Origin of the sequence: Streptomyces sp. S3(2020), assembly GCF_013044505.1 — a bacterium.
In the GTDB taxonomy this organism is placed as follows: Bacteria; Actinomycetota; Actinomycetes; order Streptomycetales; family Streptomycetaceae; genus Streptomyces.
The window spans coordinates 13,959-31,864 of record NZ_JABERD010000011.1 but is presented as its reverse complement, the minus strand read 5'-3'; the positions used below and the strand labels follow the sequence as shown (position 1 = coordinate 31,864).

General features: G+C 71.5%; 18 protein-coding genes. 10 read left to right on the top strand and 8 right to left on the bottom strand.

What is annotated here, in order from left to right; genetic code table 11:
- Positions 1–2: 2 nt before the first annotated feature.
- Positions 3–734 carry a TetR/AcrR family transcriptional regulator gene (locus HLK59_RS05985; RefSeq protein ID WP_171140176.1) on the bottom strand — a complete coding sequence of 244 codons (732 nt, stop codon included), beginning with the start codon at positions 732–734 and terminating at the stop codon, positions 3–5.
- A gap of 122 nt (positions 735–856) precedes the next feature.
- Here HLK59_RS05985 and HLK59_RS05980 point away from each other — a divergent pair, with 122 nt between their 5' ends.
- Both HLK59_RS05980 and HLK59_RS05975 read left to right on the top strand, forming a co-directional pair.
- Positions 857–2,077 (top strand): saccharopine dehydrogenase C-terminal domain-containing protein, encoded by a 1,221-nt coding sequence (locus HLK59_RS05980; RefSeq protein ID WP_171140175.1) that lies wholly within the window; start codon positions 857–859, stop codon positions 2,075–2,077.
- 108 nt (positions 2,078–2,185) lie between these two features.
- A complete protein-coding gene (locus tag HLK59_RS05975; protein WP_171140174.1) occupies positions 2,186–2,440 on the top strand; it encodes a WhiB family transcriptional regulator in 255 nt (84 codons plus the stop codon).
- Here the strand turns inward: HLK59_RS05975 and HLK59_RS05970 are convergent.
- From HLK59_RS05970 to HLK59_RS05955, 4 genes are all read right to left on the bottom strand, one after another.
- Positions 2,396–4,198 (bottom strand): HAMP domain-containing sensor histidine kinase, encoded by a 1,803-nt coding sequence (locus HLK59_RS05970; RefSeq protein WP_171140173.1) that lies wholly within the window; start codon positions 4,196–4,198, stop codon positions 2,396–2,398. The genes HLK59_RS05975 and HLK59_RS05970 overlap by 45 nt on opposite strands.
- Positions 4,195–4,869, bottom strand: a complete 675-nt coding sequence (locus tag HLK59_RS05965; RefSeq protein ID WP_171140172.1) for a response regulator transcription factor — start codon at positions 4,867–4,869, stop codon at positions 4,195–4,197. The genes HLK59_RS05970 and HLK59_RS05965 overlap by 4 nt, the downstream gene beginning before the upstream one ends.
- A gap of 19 nt (positions 4,870–4,888) precedes the next feature.
- Positions 4,889–5,647, bottom strand: a complete 759-nt coding sequence (locus HLK59_RS05960; protein ID WP_171140171.1) for a hypothetical protein — start codon at positions 5,645–5,647, stop codon at positions 4,889–4,891.
- A 61-nt stretch (positions 5,648–5,708) separates the two neighbouring features.
- Positions 5,709–7,094 (bottom strand): M1 family metallopeptidase, encoded by a 1,386-nt coding sequence (locus HLK59_RS05955; protein WP_171140170.1) that lies wholly within the window; start codon positions 7,092–7,094, stop codon positions 5,709–5,711.
- Between the two features lie 139 nt (positions 7,095–7,233).
- Here HLK59_RS05955 and HLK59_RS05950 point away from each other — a divergent pair, with 139 nt between their 5' ends.
- On the top strand, positions 7,234–7,581 hold the full coding sequence (locus tag HLK59_RS05950; protein ID WP_171140169.1) for a DUF488 family protein: 348 nt from the start codon (positions 7,234–7,236) through the stop codon (positions 7,579–7,581).
- 135 nt (positions 7,582–7,716) lie between these two features.
- Here HLK59_RS05950 and HLK59_RS05945 read toward each other — a convergent pair whose 3' ends face one another.
- Positions 7,717–9,390, bottom strand: coding sequence for an FAD-binding dehydrogenase (locus tag HLK59_RS05945; RefSeq protein ID WP_171140168.1), 1,674 nt, complete (start codon positions 9,388–9,390; stop codon positions 7,717–7,719).
- 16 nt (positions 9,391–9,406) lie between these two features.
- Entirely contained in the window at positions 9,407–10,027 is a 621-nt protein-coding gene (locus tag HLK59_RS05940; protein ID WP_171140167.1) for a TetR/AcrR family transcriptional regulator, read from the bottom strand.
- 106 nt (positions 10,028–10,133) lie between these two features.
- Between HLK59_RS05940 and HLK59_RS05935 the strand changes: the two genes are divergently transcribed.
- The 3 genes from HLK59_RS05935 (at position 10,134) to HLK59_RS05925 (ending at position 13,010) form a co-directional block, all read left to right on the top strand.
- Positions 10,134–10,760: an alpha-ketoglutarate-dependent dioxygenase AlkB gene (locus HLK59_RS05935; protein ID WP_171140166.1), complete on the top strand. Its 627-nt coding sequence runs from the start codon at positions 10,134–10,136 to the stop codon at positions 10,758–10,760.
- Between the two features lie 226 nt (positions 10,761–10,986).
- A complete protein-coding gene (locus HLK59_RS05930) occupies positions 10,987–11,733 on the top strand; it encodes an MBL fold metallo-hydrolase (protein WP_171140165.1) in 747 nt (248 codons plus the stop codon).
- A gap of 41 nt (positions 11,734–11,774) precedes the next feature.
- Entirely contained in the window at positions 11,775–13,010 is a 1,236-nt protein-coding gene (locus tag HLK59_RS05925) for a DUF4032 domain-containing protein (protein WP_171140164.1), read from the top strand.
- A 1-nt stretch (position 13,011) separates the two neighbouring features.
- Here HLK59_RS05925 and HLK59_RS05920 read toward each other — a convergent pair whose 3' ends face one another.
- The gene (locus HLK59_RS05920) at positions 13,012–13,884 is read right to left on the bottom strand and encodes a universal stress protein (protein WP_171140163.1); all 873 of its coding nucleotides are present in this window, start codon (positions 13,882–13,884) and stop codon (positions 13,012–13,014) included.
- Between the two features lie 61 nt (positions 13,885–13,945).
- Here HLK59_RS05920 and HLK59_RS05915 point away from each other — a divergent pair, with 61 nt between their 5' ends.
- The 4 genes from HLK59_RS05915 (at position 13,946) to HLK59_RS05900 (ending at position 17,882) form a co-directional block, all read left to right on the top strand.
- A complete protein-coding gene (locus tag HLK59_RS05915; RefSeq protein ID WP_171140162.1) occupies positions 13,946–14,308 on the top strand; it encodes a VOC family protein in 363 nt (120 codons plus the stop codon).
- Between the two features lie 93 nt (positions 14,309–14,401).
- Positions 14,402–16,078 carry an FAD-dependent oxidoreductase gene (locus HLK59_RS05910; RefSeq protein WP_171140161.1) on the top strand — a complete coding sequence of 559 codons (1,677 nt, stop codon included), beginning with the start codon at positions 14,402–14,404 and terminating at the stop codon, positions 16,076–16,078.
- Entirely contained in the window at positions 16,075–17,532 is a 1,458-nt protein-coding gene (locus tag HLK59_RS05905) for an ATP-binding protein (RefSeq protein WP_171140160.1), read from the top strand. The genes HLK59_RS05910 and HLK59_RS05905 overlap by 4 nt, the downstream gene beginning before the upstream one ends.
- Positions 17,529–17,882 (top strand): UBP-type zinc finger domain-containing protein, encoded by a 354-nt coding sequence (locus HLK59_RS05900; RefSeq protein WP_171140159.1) that lies wholly within the window; start codon positions 17,529–17,531, stop codon positions 17,880–17,882. Before HLK59_RS05905 ends, HLK59_RS05900 begins: the two co-directional genes overlap by 4 nt.
- The last annotated feature ends 24 nt before the right edge of the window (positions 17,883–17,906 follow it).

Sequence of the window (17,906 nt, the reverse complement as noted above, 5' to 3'; positions counted from 1 at the left end):
CGTCACCCCTCCTCATCGCCCGCCGTTCCGCCGAGCAGCGCGGCCAGCTGGGCCTCGGCGCTGTCCAGCAGCATCTCCAGTGCCGTCGGATAGGCGCTGTCGAGCATGCGCCCCGCCAGCAGGGGTGCCGCCTCCGCGATCCGGGGATGCGTGGTGCGGGGCAGGTGGGCGTAGGTCGAGCGCCACATGCCCTCGTCGGCGTGGAGCGCGGCGCTGGGCAGGGCCAGGGAGGCGGCGTCGAGGGCGGCGAAGGCCAGGGTCTGGTCGATGAAGGCGTGGTAGACGCGCACCGTGTCCGGCAGCGGGAAGCCCGCGGTGCGCAGTACGTCGAGGACCGCCTCGTCGGCGGCGAGTTCGTGGGGCCGCCCGGTGACCCGGTTGGTGGTCAGCACGGCGGCCTGCGGATGGGCGAGGTAGGCGGCGTGGAGGCGCAGCCCGACCGCGCGCAGGTCCGCCCGCCACCGCCCCGTCGGCTCCCAGCCCCGCAGCGCCTGTCCGATCAGCGCGTCGCCGATCGCCAGGGTGAGGTCGTCCATGCCGCGGAAGTAGCGGTACAGGGTGCTGGGGTCGGCGTCCAGGGCGAGGCCCAGGCGGCGGGCGGTGAGCCCTGTGCTGCCGTGCTCGCGCAGCATGCGCAGCGCGGTCTCGACGATCAGCTCCTCGGACAGCACGGTGCCGCTCTTGGTGGGACGGCGCCGGCGCCGCTTCTCCTCGGGTACGACCGCTTTCGGCATGCCGCCGCTCCTCCCTGTGCCTCCTTATGCCAACGCCATTGACCTTATGCGAGCGGGCGGCGTTGTATCTCCGTCAGGGGCCCCATCGACGTCTTGGACCTTCGACCGACGGAGTGCTTGTCATGCGTGTACTGCTCGTGGGAGCCGGTGGAGTGGGCACCGCCATCACCCGGATCGCGGCCCGGCGGCCGTTCTTCGAGGCGATGGTGGTGGCGGACTACGACCTGACCCGCGCCGAGGCCGCCGTGGCGGCGCTCGGCACCGAGGGAGCCCGCTTCCGGGCCGAGCGCGTCGACGCGAGCGACGAGGCGGCGGTGGCGGCGCTCCTGGAGCGGCACGCGTGCGACGTGCTCCTCAACGCGACCGACCCGCGCTTCGTGATGCCGCTGTTCCGGGCGGCCCGCGCGGCCGAGGCGACGTATGTCGACATGGCGATGTCGCTGTCGCGGCCGCACCCCGAGCGCCCCTACGACGAGTGCGGGGTCAAGCTCGGCGACGCCCAGTTCGAGGAGGCGATCGGCTGGGAGAAGGCGGGTGTCCTGGCGCTCGTCGGCATGGGTGTGGAGCCGGGTCTGTCGGACGTCTTCGCCCGGTACGCGGCCGATGAGCTCTTCGACGAGATCGAGGAGATCGGCATCCGCGACGGCGCGAACCTCACCGTCGACGGCTACGACTTCGCACCGTCCTTCAGCATCTGGACCACCATCGAGGAGTGCCTGAACCCTCCGGTGGTCTACGAGGAGGACCGCGGCTGGTTCACCACGGCACCGTTCAGCGAGCCCGAGGTGTTCGACTTCCCCGAGGGCATCGGCCCGGTGGAGTGCGTGAACGTCGAGCACGAGGAGGTGCTGCTCGTCCCCCGCTGGGTCGACGCCAAGCGCGTCACCTTCAAGTACGGCCTGGGCGAGGAGTTCATCCAGACGCTGAAGACGCTGCATCTGCTGGGTCTGGACCGCACCGAGCCGGTCACCGTGCCGAGCGCGGACGGACCGGTCCGGGTCTCGCCCCGGGACGTGGTCGCCGCCTGTCTCCCCGACCCGGCGACGCTGGGCGAACTCATGCACGGCAAGACCTGTGCGGGCACCTGGGTGAAGGGCGTCAAGGACGGGGCGCCGCGCGAGGTGTACCTGTACCACGTGGTCGACAACCAGTGGTCCATGGCGGAGTACGGCTGCCAGGCGGTGGTGTGGCAGACGGCGATCAACCCGGTCGTCGCCCTCGAACTCCTCGCCACGGGCGCCTGGTCGGGCTCGGGCGTCCTCGGCCCGGAGGCCTTCCCCGCCGGCCCCTTCCTGGATCTGCTGACCGCGTACGGCTCCCCGTGGGGGCTGCGCGAGCAGTGAGCCCGAATTTCCCAGGGCTCCATTGTTTCACTCACGCATCGACAGGTGACCCGAAAGCGAGTAAGCCATCCGCGAGGGCACGGACGACTTCGAGCGCAGGTGACATCGATGGAAAACTGGCGAGATCATGCCGTATGCCGCCACGAGGACCCCGACCTCTTCTTCCCCATCGGGAACACCGGCCCGGCACTGGTGCAGACCGAGCAGGCCAAGGCGGTCTGCCACCGCTGTCCCGTACGGGAGCGGTGTCTGGAGTGGGCCATGGGCACCGGGCAGGCGATCGGTGTCTGGGGCGGTACGAGCGAGACCGAACGACGATCACTGCAACGGCGCCGGGCCAGGGCCGGGCGCGCCTCCGGCTAGTGCCGGCACCCGGAGGGTGAAGACACTGCCCGCGCCGGGTTCGCTCGTCGCCTGAGCCGTGCCGCCGTGCGCGGCGACCAGGTGGCGCACGATCGGCAGGCCGAGACCGCTGCCGCCGGTACGACGGCTGCGGGACTTCTCGGCCCGCCAGAACCGGTCGAAGACATGCGGGAGGTCATCGGCCGCGATCCCGCTGCCGGTGTCGGCGACTTCGACGACGACATCGTCACCCTCGCACCGTGCCGCGAGGGTGACGGTCCCGTCCGCGGGTGTGTGCCGCAGGGCGTTGGAGACGAGGTTGCCGAGCACCTGCCGCATCCGCACCGGGTCGGCGTCCAGCCACGGCGTGCCGTCCGTCTCGGTACGCAGGGCCACACCCGCCGTGTCCGCGGCCACCCGGTACGCCGCGGCGACCTGGCCGAACAGCTCGTCGACGCGGACGGGTTCGCGGTGCAGCCGCAGCGTGCCCGCGTCGGCGGCGGCGAGGTCCTGGAGGTCGTCGATGACGCGCTGGAGGACGAGGGCCTCCTCGTGCAGGGAACCGAGCAGTTCCGGGTCCGGTGCCACCACCCCGTCCTTGGTGACCTCCAGCCAGCCGCGGATGTTGGTCAGCGGACTGCGCAGTTCATGGGCGATGTCGCTGACCATGGCCTTGCGCTGCGCCTCAAGACGTTCCCGGCGTTCGGTGAGGTCGTTGAAGGCCGCGGCCAGGATGCCGGTCTCGTCCCGGGTCGTGACGGGCACGCGTACGTGCCGCTCGGGCGGCTGCTGGGCCGCCGCGGTCAGCGCGCGCAGCGGCCGCACCAGCCGGGTGGCGACCACCGCGGTCACGGCGACGGTGACCGCGAGCACCAGCCCGGCGGCGCCGATGACCTTGGCCTTGTTGGCCGGGGACATGTCGAAGCGCACGGCGGTCTGGTCACCGCCGCCCAGGAACAGCTCGGCGGTCGGGGCCACGTAGGGGTCGAGCTGGGTGCGGCGCGCGCTGTCGACGCACTCCTGGGCCTGGCGCGCCCCCTCGGCCTCCGCCTCGCTGCCGAATCTGGCCGTCTTGTACCGGTCGGTGGCGAGGTAGGGCACGTCGTACCGCAGATCGTGCCGGGCGAAGCAGCCCTGGGCCAGCTTGACGAGCTCGGTGTGGGCCTTCTCCTCCGTCTCGGTCGGGGTGTTGAGCTTGCCGTCGCCGCACGGGAGGGGCGCGTCGTCCTCGCTGAGGACCGGACGGCCGCTGGGCGTGGTGATGATGTCGGCGTCGACGCCGTTCTGGGCGAAGCACTTCTGGCGGACCAGCGCCAGCTTGTCCAACTGTCGGCGTTCGTCGGCCGTCAGCCGGTAGGGCCCCACCACCCGGGGGTCCATGCCGCTGCGCTGTGCCCCGCGGTCGGTGTAGGTGTCGGTGCGCAGGGGATCGACGGTGGCCGAGGCGCGCGGCGGCAGGGAGGTGCCGGGCGGCGCGGAGTCGACGATGGGCACCCGGTCGGTCGTGGTGAGCGCGATCCGCCGGCCGGTCTTCTCGGACAGTTCCCGTACGGTCCGTGCGACGCCCTTCCAGTCGGCGTGGGTCGCGGCGTACCCGCTGAGCCGGGCGAGGACGTCCATGTCGTCGGCGAGCACCTGCCCCTGTTCCTCGCGCAGCGCCTGGGTGGTGGTCGCGACCGCGAGCCAGGCCGTCGCCGCGACCGAGCAGACGGCGATCAGGACGGAGGTGATGAGCAGCCGGACGAGCAGCCGTTTGCGCAGGGGTATGCCAGGGCTCATCCGCGGCCGCCGCTGAGTTTGTAGCCGACGCCGAACACGGTCAGCAGCCGCACCGGTCTGCGCGGGTCGGCCTCGATCTTCCGGCGCAGGTTCATGATGTGGACGTCCACGGCCCGTTCGGTGGAGGCCCGGTCGATGCCGCGGGTGCACTCCAGCAACTGCCGCCGGGAGAAGACGCGTTCGGGCTCGGCGGCCATGGCGAGGAGGATCGCGAACTCGGCGGGCGTGCACTCCACCTCCTCCCCGTCGCAGCGCACGTCGTGCCGTACGGGGTCGACCTGGAGCCCCGCCGCCCGCACCGGGCCACGTCCGCTGCGCCGCAGGACCGTGCGGATCCGCGCCATCAGCTCGCGCGGGCTGTAGGGCTTGGTCATGTAGTCGTCGGCGCCCATGTCCAGGCCGAGCAGCACGTCGTCCTCCGCGGAGCGGGCGGTGAGCATCAGCACCGGCGTGTCGTCCACCCGCCGCAGCGCCCGGCACACGCCGAGGCCGTCGAGCACGGGCAGCATCAGGTCCAGCACGACGAGGTCGGGTCTGAGCCGTCGCACCGCGTCGAGGGCGGCGCCGCCGTCGTGGACCACGGTGGCGGTATGCCCCTCGGCCAGCAGGGAGCGGCGTATGAGTTCGGCCTGCATCTCGTCGTCCTCGGCGACCAGCACATGTGCGCACACCTGGCGGATCCTAAGCCGATCAGCGGGCCAGCGAGTCGGCGTCGCCCATGACGACGACCGGATGACGGTCCGGGTCCAGTGCCAGCAGGAGCTTCTTCATGTGCTCCTCGGCGATGCTGACGCAGCCGTGGGTGGGCCCGCCGTGGTCGACGTGCAGCCATATCCCGCCGCCGCGGTTCGCGCCGAGCGGCCGGGTCCAGTCGAGCGGTGAAGTGCCCGCCTTGCGGTTGTAGTTGATCGCGATGACGTAGTCGAAGGAGCCCGCCAGGGGTTCGCCCTCGAAGCCGGTGCCGCCCACGGTGAAGCCGCTGCCCTGGTCGTAGGGCAGCCGGGTGCCGGGGTCGCGGAGCAGCCCGCCGGCGTCGGTGAGGCCGAAGACACCGATGGGCGAGTGCAGATCGCCGGCGACGTGGTCGTCCGTCCAGCCGCGCAGCGCGTTGTGCGCGGGCCACGCCTCCCCGGCCTCCCAGCCCGTCTCGGTGCGCTCGTACAGGACGACGGTGGACCGCGAGGAGTTCTTGCCGCGTCCGGTGACGACGACGGCCTGGCGGGCGTCGTCCGGCACCTTCGCCCACGTTCTGGGTCCCAGGCCCGGCAGTTGCTGCGGGGCGACCTCCAGGGAGAGCGTCGGCGCGGGCTGGATGGTCGTGGTGGTCGGCGTCCGGTCGGGGGCCGCCACCGCCGGCGGCCGCTCGGAGGTCGCCGCCGCTCCTCCCCCGCACCCGGTGAGCACGAGGGAGGCGGCCAGCAGGGCGACATGAGGCTTGCGTGTGATCATGCGTCGACCCTCGCCGACACTTGTTTGGAACTCGTCAGGTTCTTTTGGAACTCGTCAGGTTCTAGGGAGCGGTCGGTTTGCCCTGCTGGTACACCCATGTCCTGAACAGTGCGTCCAGGTCCTTGCCGGACTCCCGTTCCGCCAGCCGCACGAGCTGCGCGGTCGTCCCGTGGCCGTCGCGGTGTTCGCCGGCCCAGGCCCGCAGGATCCGGAAGAACACCCGGTCCCCGACGGCCTTGCGGAGCTGGTGCAGGGCCATCGCGCCCCGGGCGTAGACGGGCGTGCCGAAGATGTTCGCGCCGCTGCCCGGGTCACCGGGCGGGAACTCCCAGAGCCCGTCGCTCGCCGGCTCGGCGTACAGCTCGTCGAAGGTCGTCTGCGCGCTGTCGCCGCCGTGCTGCTCGGCGTAGAGCCACTCGGCGTAGGTCGCGAAGCCCTCGTTGAGCCAGATGTCCTTCCACGAGGTCAGGCTGACGGAGTCGCCGAACCACTGGTGGGCGCTCTCGTGGACGAGGGTGCTCAGGTCCGGGGCCTGGTCGTACACGGGCCGCGTCTGTGTCTCCAGCGCGTACCCGACGTTCGGGGCGCGGTCCACGATCGCGCCGGCCGCCTTGAACGGGTAGGGCCCGAAGAGCTTGCTCTCCCAGGCCAGGACGGACGGCAGCTTCTTCAGGACGGGTGCGGCGGCGTCCGCCTCGCGCGGGTCGACGGCGTTGTAGACCTGGATGCCGTCGCGGGTGGTGTACCGCTCCACCTTGAACTTCCCGACCGTCGCCGTGGCCAGGTAGGCGGCCATGGGCTCGGACTGGCGCCAGCGGTACGTGGTCCGCCCGTGGGAGGTCGTCTGCCCCCGGAACACGCCGTTGGCGACCGCGGTGCGCCCCTTGGGCACGGTGATCTCGAAGTCGTACGACGCCTTGTCCTTGGGGTGGTTGTTCGCGGGGAACCAGGTCATCGCGCCCTGCGGTTCCCCGGCGACGAAGGCGCCGTCGTCGGTGGGGATCCAGCCGTCGAGGGAGCCGTCCGGGTCGGTGACCGGGGCGGGCTTGCCGTGATAGGTGACGGTGACGCGGAACCACTGTCCCTTCTTCAGCGCCTTGCGCGGGGTGACCACGAGTTCCTGTCCGTCGCGACGGAAGTCCGCCTTGTCGCGGCCGACGGTCAGGCCCGTGACCTTCAGTCCGTTGAGGTCGAGGTCGAAGCGGCTCAGGTTCTGGGTGGCGCGGGCGTGGAGGACGGCTTTGCCGTCGAGACGGCGGCTGTCCGTGTCGTAGCGCAGGGTCAGGTCGTAGTGGCCGACGTGGTAACCGCCGTTGCCGGCCAGCGGGAAGTAGGGGTCGCCCGCGCCGGACGAGCCGGCCGACGGGGGTGCGGCCGCCCCGAGCAGCGCCACCAGGGCGACGGGGGAGGTTCCGAGGACGAAGGTGCGTCTGACGGCCTGCGGCACGTGCGCTCCTGCGGTTGGGGGGTGGCAGTCGGCTTCACACTAAGGGTGATCTCGGGGGAACTCACCCTTGAGCCGGTCAAGTCGCGCCGCTCCCCGAAGTACGCTCCCGGCACGTCACCACCCCCTGGAGGGCCCCACCATGAGCGTTCGCGTGCGCCGCGTCTACGAGTCGCCCGAGCCGGAGGACGGCGTACGTGTCCTGGTCGACCGGCTGTGGCCGCGCGGCCTGTCGAAGGACGCGGCGCGGGTGGACGAGTGGCCCAAGGCCATGACCCCGTCGACGGAGCTGCGCCGCTGGTACCACGCGGGCGAGGGGACCTACGAGGAGTTCGCCGGACGGTACGAGGCGGAGCTCGCCGCCCCGGAGGCGGCCGAGCTCCTGGCCCACGTGCGTGAACTGGCCGGCAAGGGACCCGTCACGCTCCTGACGGCCGCGAAGGCTCCGCAGGAGAGCCACGCGGCCGTACTCGCGCGTCTGCTGGACTGACGGCCGAAGGGACTACGGCCCTGCGCTGCGCCACGCCCACCGGCTCAGCTCCACGACCGACGGCGACGCCACGCCCGCCGGCCCAGCCCTTCGACCGACCGCAGCGCCACGCCCGCCCGCCCGCCGATCCGGCTCTCAGCCGGTCTGTCGTGCCGCCGCACGGCCCGCCGCGCGCCCGGAGAACAGGCAGCCGCCGAGGAAGGTGCCCTCCAGCGCGTTGTAGCCGTGCACGCCGCCGCCGCCGAAGCCGGCCACCTCGCCCGCCGCGTACAGACCGCCGATCGGGTTGCCGTCGGCGTCCAGGGCTCGGGAGTCCAGGTCGGTCTGGATGCCGCCGAGGGTCTTGCGGGTGAGGACGTGCAGTTTGACGCCGATCAGCGGGCCGGCGTCCGCGTCGAGGATGCGGTGCGGGGTGGCGACCCGGCCGAGCTTGTCGCCGATGTAGCGGCGGGCGTTGCGGATGCCCTGGATCTGGGCGTCCTTGCTGTACGGGTTGGCGATCTGGAGGTCGCGGGCCTCGATCTGGCGGCGTACCACGGCCGCGTCGAGGAGCGGCTTGTCCGTCAGGGCGTTCATCTTCTCCACGAGCTGCTCCAGGTCGGGCGCGGTCACGAAGTCCGCCCCGTTGCGCAGGAACGCGTCGACCGGCCCCGGGGCACCCTTGCCGAGGATCCGCTCCTTGAGGAACCCGATCCGGTCCTTGGCGGTGATGTCGGGGTTCTGCTCGGAGCCCGACAGCGCGAACTCCTTCTCGATGATCTTCTGGGTGAGGATGAACCACGAGTGGTCGTGGCCGGCGATGTCCTCGGTGGTGCGCAGGTACTTCAGGGTGCCGAGGGTGTCGTAGCCGGGCAGACACGGCTCGGGCAGCCGGCGGCCCAGGGCGTCGAACCACATCGAGGACGGTCCGGGCAGGATGCGGATGCCGTGGCCGGGCCAGATCGGGTCCCAGTTCTGGATGCCCTCGGTGTAGTGCCACATGCGGTCGCGGTTCACGAGTCGTACGCCCGCCTCCGCGCTGATGTCGAGCATCCGGCCGTCGACGTAGGCGGGGACGCCGGTGACCATCTCGGTGGGCGGGGTGCCGAGGCGTTCGGGCCAGTAGCGGCGGACGATGTCGTGGTCGGCTCCGATGCCGCCGCTGGTGACGACGACGGCCTGGGCGGTGAGTTCGAAGTCGCCGACGCTGTCGCGGTTGGACTTCACGCCCCGTGCGGAGTTGTCCTCGGCGAGGACGGTGCCGCGCACGCCGCGCGCCTGCCCGTCCTCGATGACGAGTTCGTCGACCTGGTGGCGGTAGTAGAAGGTGAGCAGCCCGTCGCGGGCGGCCTGCTTGGCGTAGTCGACGAAGGGTTCGACGACGCCCGTGCCGGTGCCCCACGAGACGTGGAAGCGGGGTACGGAGTTGCCGTGCCCGTGGGCGCGCAGGTCACCGCGTTCGGCCCAGCCGACGGTCGGCAGGAACTTGATGCCGTGCCCCTCCAGCCAGGACCGCTTCTCCCCCGCCGCGAACTCGACATAGGCGCGGGCCCAGCGCACCGCCCAGGAGTCCTCGTCGTCCTCGCGGTCGAACCGGGCGCTGCCCTGCCAGTCGCTCCAGGCGAGGTCGAAGGAGTCCTTGATGCCCAGGCGCCGCTGCTCCGGGGAGTCGACGAGGAAGAGCCCGCCGAAGGACCAGAAGGCCTGGCCGCCGAGGTTGGCGGCGTTCTCCTGGTCGACCAGCGCGACCCTGCGGCCCTGGCTGGTCAGTTCGTGCGCGGCGACCAGGCCAGCGAGGCCCGCTCCGACGACGATGACGTCGGCATCCATGGCGACCGTCCCTTCCTCATACGGTGGTGTCGCTGCTGTCGGTCAGCAGCGCGGTGAGCAGTTGCTTGAGCCAGGCGCGGGCGCGTTCGACGTCCCGGTCCAGCAGCAGTTGGGTGGTGACTCCGTCGTACGCGGCCACCACGGCATGGGCGGCGCCGTCACGGCCGCCGAGCACGGCGGGCAGCGTGGTGTGGCCCTGGGCGCGGCCCAGTCGTTCGGTGATGGCCTGGCGCAGGCGCGCCCGGTGTTCCAGCAGGGTCTCGGCCACGGCCGGTTCCCTGGCGGCGTACACCAGGAAGTCCGTCTTCACCAGCAGCCAGTCCCGGTCCAGAAGCAGCACCTCGGTGACGCGGTCGACGGCGGCGGTCACGTCGAGGTCCGGTCCGTCGAGGGCGAGCGCTCCGGCCACCTGGTCGGCGATCAGGTCGGCCCGCTGCTGGTAGAGGGCGAAGAACAGCTCGTCCAGGCTGTCGAAGTTCGAGTAGAAGGCGCCCCGGCTGTACCCGGCGGCCTCGCAGACCTCCTCGATGGAGACCCGCCCGAACCCCTTGGCGGCGAACACCGCGAAGGCCGCGTCCAGCAGGTTCGCGCGCGTGCGGACCCGGCGTTTGGTCACGCGCTTGATCTCCACCGTCATGCCCGGACCTCCGTTCGATACGGGAATGTATCCGATACATCAATGTATCGAAAGGGCCGAGAATTCGAATGGGAACACATTTTCGAATAAGGAGTACGCTGGACCCATGACCACGCACCTCCAGGCCTCGCTCTTCGACCAGACCGACGACCTGCGGCTCGGCCCCCTCGACGGGATCCGCCGGACCGAGCTCGGCCACGGTGCCTGGATCGACGTGCTCCCCGGATGGCTCGGCGGCTCCGACCCGCTGTTCGAACAGCTCGCCTCCGAGGTCCCCTGGCGGGCCGAGCGCCGCACGATGTACGACCAGGTCGTCGACGTACCGCGGCTGCTGGCGTTCTACGGCGTGGCCGACGCACTGCCGCACCCGGTGCTGACAGAGGCCCGCGAGGCGCTCACCGCGCACTACGCCGCCGAACTGGGCGAGCCGTTCACCACGGCCGGGCTCTGCCTCTACCGCGACGGCCGGGACAGCGTCGCCTGGCACGGCGACCGGATCGGCCGGGGCGCCCGTGAGGACACCATGGTCGCCATCCTCTCCCTCGGCGCGCCCCGCGATCTGCTGCTGCGTCCGATGCGCGGCGGCGGTGCCGTGCGCCGCCCGCTGGGCCACGGCGACCTGATCGTGATGGGCGGCTCCTGCCAGCGGACCTGGGAGCACTCCGTACCGAAGACCGCGCGCGCCGCGGGACCGCGCATCAGCGTCCAGTTCCGCCCGCACGGCGTGCACTGAGGCAGAGAGGCGGCTGCTTCGGAGGCACGCGGGGGGCTGCCTCCGGCGGACGGCGCCGGAGGCAGCCCTTCCGCCGCACGGGGGGGGGCGGTTACGGCCCGCCCACTGGGGTGCCTTGTCCTGGCGCGCCCGCTCTTCGGGACGCGACCGGACCCGCCGACTCCGGCCCCCGTCCGGTCTGCTTTGCTGTGCCTGTCGAGCAGGCACCTCACCCCTCGGGACGATCATGCAGACGGACGTGCAGCAAGTCGCCGCCGGCACCTACCTGGTGCACGGGAGCAACACCAACTGGGTGATCCTCACCGAGGGGGACGCCGTCACCCTGGTCGACACCGGCTACCCCGGGGACCGCGAGCAGGTGCTCGCCTCCCTTGCGCAGGTGGGCGGTTCACCCGAGGCGGTCGCCGCGGTGCTGATCACGCACGCCCACAACGACCACCTGGGTTCGGCCGAGTACCTGCGCGCCACGTACGGCACGCCCGTGTACCTCCATGACGCCGAAGTACCGCACGCCCGCCGGGAGTTCCTGCACCAGGTGACCGTCGGTGACGTGGTGCGCAACGGCTGGCGGCCGGGTGTCGTGCCGTGGGCGCTGCACGCGATCCGCTCCGGCGGCAAGGCCCACGTCCCGGTGACCGCCCCCGAGGCGTTCCCCTCCGAGGGCGCCCTCGACCTGCCGGGCCGGCCGGTCCCCGTGCACACCCCGGGCCACACCGACGGACACGCCGCCTTCCACCTCCCGGACACCGGCGTACTGATCTCCGGTGACGCCCTGGTGAGCGGCCACCCGACCTCGCGGATCAAGGGACCTCAACTGCTCCCGGACATGTTCCACCACGAGCGCGCCCGCGCCGTGGCCTCGCTGGACGTCCTCGCCGCCCTGGAGGGCGACCTCCTGCTCCCCGGCCACGGTCCGGCGCACCGCGGTCCGGTCCGTGAAGCGGCACTTCAGGCCAGGGAGCGCGCCCTCTAAGGTGAGGTGACGATCACCCGCGAGGCGAGGACGAACGGCCCATGGCACTCCAGATCAGCGCGACGAACCCGGAGCACCCCGCGCTCCTGCTGGAGCTGCCGTGGGACGTCCCCCTGGAGGAGTGGCCGGAAGAGGTCCTGGTCCCGCTGCCGCGCGGCATATCCCGGCATGTCGTGCGCTACGCCCGCGCCGGCGACGAGGTGATCGCCGTCAAGGAGCTCGCCGAGCGGCCCGCCCTCAACGAGTACGACATGCTCCGCGACCTCGACCGGCTCGCGATCCCCTCCGTGGACCCCCTCGCCGTGGTCACCGGCCGCACCGACCGGAACGGCGAACCGCTGGAGTCCGTCCTGGTCACCCGCCACCTCACCGGCTCCATGCCGTACCGGTCGATGTTCGAGACGACCATGCGCCCCGCCACCATGCACCGCCTCATGGACGCGCTGGCCGTGCTGCTGGTCCGGCTGCACCTGGCCGGGTTCGCCTGGGGCGACTGCTCCCTGTCGAACACCCTGTTCCGCCGTGACGCGGGCGCCTACGCCGCCTACCTCGTCGACGCCGAGACCGGCGACCTGCACCCACAGCTCAGCAACGGACAGCGCGAGTACGACCTCGACCTCGCGCGGGTGAACATCAGCGGCGAGCTCCTCGACCTGGAGGCCTCCGGGGCGCTGCACCCCTCCGTCGACCCGATCGAGTTCGGCATGGAGATCTGCGCCCGCTACCAAGGTCTGTGGGACGAGCTGACCCGCACCTCCGTCTATCCGGCGGGCAAGTACCACTACATCGAGCGCCGGATCCGCCGTCTCAACGAGCTCGGTTTCGACGTGGCCGAGATGCAGATCGAGCACGCGGCCAACGGGGACACGGTCACCTTCGTGCCCAAGGTCGTGGACGCCGGACACCACCAGCGCCAGCTGCTGCGGCTGACGGGCCTGGACACCGAGGAGAACCAGGCCCGGCGGCTGCTGAACGACCTGGAGAGCTGGATGGCCACCCAGGACGACTACGCCCCGGGCGACCCCCTCGGCGCCCGCCCCGAGGTCCTCGCCCACCGCTGGGTGCGGGACGTCTTCCGGCCGACCGTGCGCGCGGTGCCGCTCGACCTGCGCGGGTCGATGGACCCGGCCGAGATCTACCACGAGCTGCTCGAACACCGCTGGTACCTGTCGGAGCGGGCGCAGCACGACATCGGCCTGGACACCGCCGTGGACGACTACATCGAGAACGTCCTGCCCAAGGCGCGCGAGACGCTCCTGCCCACCGTCACGGAGTGACTCACGCGGGCGGGACCACCGCCACCGGGCAGCCCGCGTGATGCAGCACGCCATGGGCGACAGAGCCGATCCGGGCGCCCACGGCGGTGCGGTGGGCGCGCCGGCCGACGACCATCAGCTGGGCCCGCCCCGCCACCGACAGCAGCACCTGTCCCGCGCTGCCCATCTCGACGTGCTCCACGACCGGGACGTCGGGGAACTGTTCCCGCACCGGTTCCAGCGCCGCCCCCAGCGCCTGCTTCTCGCGCGGCTCCAGACCTCCCGCCTCGTCGAGGAGCTTGAGGGAGCCGGGGCTGTAGGCGAACACCGGCGGCAGCGTCCAGGCCCGCACGGCACGCACGGTCGCCCCGCGCGCCGCGGCCGTCTCGAACGCGAACCGCAGGGCGGCAGCGCTGTCCTCCGGCTCGCCCTGCTGGCCCACGACGACCTCGCGGCCGGCGGCCTCGGCGGAGGGCTGGTCCCCGGCGCGCACCAGGACGACGGGCCGCGTGGTCCCGGCGATCACCTGCTGTCCGACCGAGCCGAGCAGGAACCCGACGACCGGCCCGTGCCCGCGCGAGCCCAGCACCAGCGCCTCGGTGTCCGCGGCCGCGTCGAGAAGCGTCTCGACGGTGCCGCCCTCCAGGACGTCGGTGTGCACGGTGAGGCCCGGATACCGGGCGGTGACGGCTCCGGTCGCCTCGGTCACCGCGTCCCGCACCCACCCGGTCTGGGTGTCGGCGTCGGCCACCTCGACATCGTCGTGCGGCTGGAACCGCCAGGCCTGCACCACGCGCAGCGCGAGGTCCCGGCGGACCGCCTCCCGCGCCGCCCAGTCCAGTGCGGCGAGGCTCTCCTCGGTTCCGTCGAACCCCACGGTGATCGGGCGGGTCATACGGCTGTCTCCCTGCGTCGTCGCGTCGTCCTTCGGACCAAGTCTTCACTACGCTGCCGTCATGAGCCTGGAATGGGAACAAGTGAACGTGGACGCGGCCGACGCGGCGGCACTGGGCCGCTGGTGGGCCGAGGCCCTCGGCTGGGTGGTGGTCAACGACTCTGCCGAGGAGTTCGAGATCCAGCCGGAGAAGGACCGCCTTCCGGGCCTGCTCTTCGTCCCGGTCCCCGAGGGCAAGACGATCAAGAACCGCCTCCACCTCGACTTCCGCCCCGACGACCAGGCCGCCGAGGTGGCCCGCCTCCTCGCCCTCGGCGCCCGGTACTGGGACGGCGCGGCACCGGGCCAGTTCCCGTGGATCACGCTCGTGGACCCCGAGGGCAACGAGTTCTGCGTGCTCGGCGAGCGCCGCTCGCATACCTGAGCGAAGCGGGGCGATCGAACATACGATGGGCCAGAGCCGACGCGGTGCCGGCAACGCGGTACCGCGCAGCCGAACTCTCGGGGTGGGAGACGTATGGCACAGGCCGCCGAATCAGCGCGGACCGTCATCCTGACCGTGGACGACGACCCGGGGGTCTCCCGTGCCGTCGCCCGGGACCTGCGGCGGCGCTACGGCGAGTCGTACCGGATCGTGCGCGCGGAGTCCGGCGAGTCCGCGCTGGAGGCACTGCGCGAGCTGAAGCTGCGCGGGGACCTGGTGGCGGTGATCCTGGCCGACTACCGGATGCCGCAGATGAACGGCATCGAGTTCCTGGAGCAGGCCCTGGACGTGTATCCGGGCGCGCGACGGGTGCTGCTGACGGCGTACGCGGACACCAACGCGGCGATCGACGCGATCAACGTCGTGGATCTGGACCACTATCTCCTCAAGCCGTGGGACCCGCCGGAGGAGAAGCTCTACCCGGTCCTGGACGACCTCCTGGAGGCGTGGCGGTGCAGTGAGTACCGTCCGGTGCCCGCCACCAAGGTGATCGGGCACCGCTGGTCGGCGCGCTCCTCGGACGTGCGGGAGTTCCTGGCCCGCAACCAGGTGCCCTACCGCTGGTACTCGAGCGAGGAGCCCGAGGGGCAGCGGCTGCTGGCCGCCGCGGGCCAGGACGGACAGCGGCTGCCGGTGGTCGTCACCCCGGACGGCACTCCCCTGGTCGAGCCGGAGGCACCCGATCTGGCCACGCACGTGGGTCTGGCCACGACACCCACCGCGGACTTCTACGACCTCGTCGTCATCGGCGGTGGCCCGGCCGGACTCGGGGCCGCGGTGTACGGCGCCTCGGAGGGGCTGCGGACGGTCCTCGTGGAACGGTCCGCGACCGGCGGTCAGGCGGGGCAGAGCTCACGCATCGAGAACTACCTGGGCTTCCCCGACGGGGTGTCCGGCGCCCAGCTCACCGACCGGGCGCGGCGGCAGGCCGCCAAGTTCGGCGCCGAGATCCTCACCGCCCGTGAGGTGGCCGGCCTGGAGGTGAACGGGGCGGCACGGACCGTGCGCTTCTCCGACGGCTCCGCGGTCGCCGCGCACAGCGTGATCCTGGCGACCGGTGTGTCCTACCGGCAGTTGGAGGCGCCCGGCTGCACCGACCTGACCGGCTGCGGGGTCTACTACGGCTCGGCACTGACCGAGGCGTCCTCCTGCCAGGGGCAGGACATCTACATCGTCGGCGGCGCCAACTCCGCGGGGCAGGCGGCGATGTACCTGTCCCGGGGCGCCAAGTCGGTGACGCTGCTGGTGCGCGGCCCCGACCTGTCGGCGTCGATGTCGCACTACCTGATCCAGCAGATCGGCGAGGCCCCCAACATCTCGGTACGCGCGCGTACCGTCGTCGAGTCCGCCCACGGCTCCGACCATCTGGAGCAGCTCACCCTGCGCGATGTGGACACCGGGGAGACCGAACTCGTCGACGCGCAGTGGATGTTCGTGTTCATCGGCGCGGCCCCGCTGACCGGCTGGCTGGACGGCACGGTGCTGCGCGACGACCACGGGTTCATCCTGGCCGGACCCGATCTGACCGCCGACGGACGGCCGCCTGCGGACTGGGACCTGGACCGGCCGCCGTACCACCTGGAGACCAACGTCCCCGGCGTGTTCGTGGCGGGGGACGCCCGCGCCGAGTCCGCCAAGCGGGTCGCGTCCGCCGTCGGAGAGGGAGCCATGGCCGTGATGCTCGTCCACCGGTATCTGGAGCAGTCATGAGCGGGCAGCTCGTGCCGTGCAGCCCCGCGGAGATCGGGGCGCTGTTCCTGTTCGAGAAGCTGTCCCCCGAGCAGCTCGGGCAGTTGTGCAGTTCCGGGCGGGTGGAGCGGTTCGAACCCGGTCCCGTCTACACCGAGGGCGAGCCCGCCACCTGCTTCTACGTGATGATCGAGGGCACGGTCGTGCTGTCCCGCCGGGTCGGCGGCGATGACGTGGAGGTCACGCGGACCTCGCAGCGCGGGGTGTACGCGGGGTCCATGCAGGCCTACCTCGGGGACCGGGTGCGGCAGGTCTACAAGAACTCCATGCGGGTCACGGAGCCGACCCGGTTCTTCGTGCTGCCCGGTGAGAAGTTCTCGGAGTTCATGCAGGAGTGGTTCCCGATGGCGGTCCACCTCCTGGAAGGGCTGTTCTTCGGCTCGCAGAGCACCCAGCGGGCCATCGGCCAGCGTGAACGGCTGCTGGCGCTCGGCTCGTTGTCCGCCGGACTCACCCACGAGCTCAACAACCCGGCGGCCGCCGCCGTGCGGGCCACCGCGACCCTGCGGGAGCGCGTGGGCAAGATGCGGCACAAGCTCGCCATCATCGCCCAGGGGAACTACGCCCCCGAGGTCATGGCGAACCTCATCGACATCCAGGACCGCACGGCCGAACGGGTCGCCAAGGCACCGACGTTGAGCCCGCTGGAGGCCTCGGACCGCGAGGACGCGGTCACCGACTGGCTGGACGACCACGACATCCAGAACGGCTGGCGGCTCGCCCCCACCTTCGTGCAGGCCGGTCTCGACGTGGACTGGCTGGACCAGGTCGCCGCGGCCGTCGACGGGGAGCTCCTGCCCAACGCGATCGGCTGGCTCAACTACACCGTCGAGACCGAGCTGTTGATGGACGAGATCAACGACTCCACCAACCGCATCTCGCACCTCGTCGACGCCGCCAAGCAGTACTCGCAGCTCGACCGGGCACCCTTCCAGAACGCCGATGTGCACGAACTCCTCGACAGCACACTGCTGATGCTGTCGGGAAAGATCGGACAGCGGATCCAGGTCGTCAAGGAGTACGACCGGACGCTCCCGAAGATCCCCGCGTACCCGGCGGAACTCAACCAGGTGTGGACCAACCTGATCGACAACGCGGTCGGCGCGATCAACGGCGCGGGCGGCGAGGGCACGTTGACCGTGCGGACGGCACTCGATCACGAGCGGCTGCTGGTGGAGTTCCGGGACACGGGGCCCGGGGTGCCGAAGGAGATCCGCAGCCGGATCTTCGATCCGTTCTTCACCACCAAGCCGGTGGGCGAGGGGACGGGGCTCGGGCTCGACATCTCGTGGCGGATCGTCGTGAACAAGCATCACGGGACGCTTCAGGTGGAGTCGGAGCCGGGGGACACGCGGTTCCAGGTGCTGCTTCCGCTCACCGCCGCGGAGAGCGAGACGAGCGAGGAGTTGGAATGACCGAGATCCAGGGACTCGACGCCGCCGTGCCGCCCAGCGGGAACGGCTGCGCCGAGTGCGAGGCCGCGGGCGGGTGGTGGTTCCATCTGCGACGGTGTGCGCAGTGCGGGCATGTGGGGTGTTGCGACTCGTCGCCCGCGAAGCACGCCACGGCGCATTTCCAGGAGACCGGGCATCCGCTGGTGCAGAGCTTCGAGCCGGGCGAGGAGTGGTACTGGAACTTCTCGACCAAGGAGATGTTCGAGTCCGGGCCCTCGCTCGCGGCGCCGGACAGTCATCCGGTGGATCAGCCCTCGCCGGGTCCGCGGGGACGGGTTCCGGCGGACTGGGCGAAGACGTTGCGGGGCTGATTGACTCGGGGGCTTCTGCGCATT

Bases quoted from the DNA above. Each gene is read 5' to 3' on its own strand.
- HLK59_RS05985 (WP_171140176.1), bottom strand. From the start codon at position 734: ATGCCGAAAGCGGTCGTACCCGAGGAGAAGCGGCGCCGGCGCCGTCCC.
- HLK59_RS05935 (WP_171140166.1), top strand. From the start codon at position 10,134: ATGACCACGCACCTCCAGGCCTCGCTCTTCGACCAGACCGACGACCTG.
- HLK59_RS05960 (WP_171140171.1), bottom strand. From the start codon at position 5,647: ATGATCACACGCAAGCCTCATGTCGCCCTGCTGGCCGCCTCCCTCGTG.
- HLK59_RS05980 (WP_171140175.1), top strand. From the start codon at position 857: ATGCGTGTACTGCTCGTGGGAGCCGGTGGAGTGGGCACCGCCATCACC.
- HLK59_RS05915 (WP_171140162.1), top strand. From the start codon at position 13,946: ATGAGCCTGGAATGGGAACAAGTGAACGTGGACGCGGCCGACGCGGCG.
- HLK59_RS05920 (WP_171140163.1), bottom strand. From the start codon at position 13,884: ATGACCCGCCCGATCACCGTGGGGTTCGACGGAACCGAGGAGAGCCTC.
- HLK59_RS05940 (WP_171140167.1), bottom strand. From the start codon at position 10,027: ATGACGGTGGAGATCAAGCGCGTGACCAAACGCCGGGTCCGCACGCGC.
- HLK59_RS05945 (WP_171140168.1), bottom strand. From the start codon at position 9,390: ATGGATGCCGACGTCATCGTCGTCGGAGCGGGCCTCGCTGGCCTGGTC.
- HLK59_RS05930 (WP_171140165.1), top strand. From the start codon at position 10,987: ATGCAGACGGACGTGCAGCAAGTCGCCGCCGGCACCTACCTGGTGCAC.
- HLK59_RS05900 (WP_171140159.1), top strand. From the start codon at position 17,529: ATGACCGAGATCCAGGGACTCGACGCCGCCGTGCCGCCCAGCGGGAAC.
- HLK59_RS05950 (WP_171140169.1), top strand. From the start codon at position 7,234: ATGAGCGTTCGCGTGCGCCGCGTCTACGAGTCGCCCGAGCCGGAGGAC.
- HLK59_RS05925 (WP_171140164.1), top strand. From the start codon at position 11,775: ATGGCACTCCAGATCAGCGCGACGAACCCGGAGCACCCCGCGCTCCTG.
- HLK59_RS05975 (WP_171140174.1), top strand. From the start codon at position 2,186: ATGGAAAACTGGCGAGATCATGCCGTATGCCGCCACGAGGACCCCGAC.
- HLK59_RS05970 (WP_171140173.1), bottom strand. From the start codon at position 4,198: ATGAGCCCTGGCATACCCCTGCGCAAACGGCTGCTCGTCCGGCTGCTC.
- HLK59_RS05905 (WP_171140160.1), top strand. From the start codon at position 16,075: ATGAGCGGGCAGCTCGTGCCGTGCAGCCCCGCGGAGATCGGGGCGCTG.
- HLK59_RS05910 (WP_171140161.1), top strand. From the start codon at position 14,402: ATGGCACAGGCCGCCGAATCAGCGCGGACCGTCATCCTGACCGTGGAC.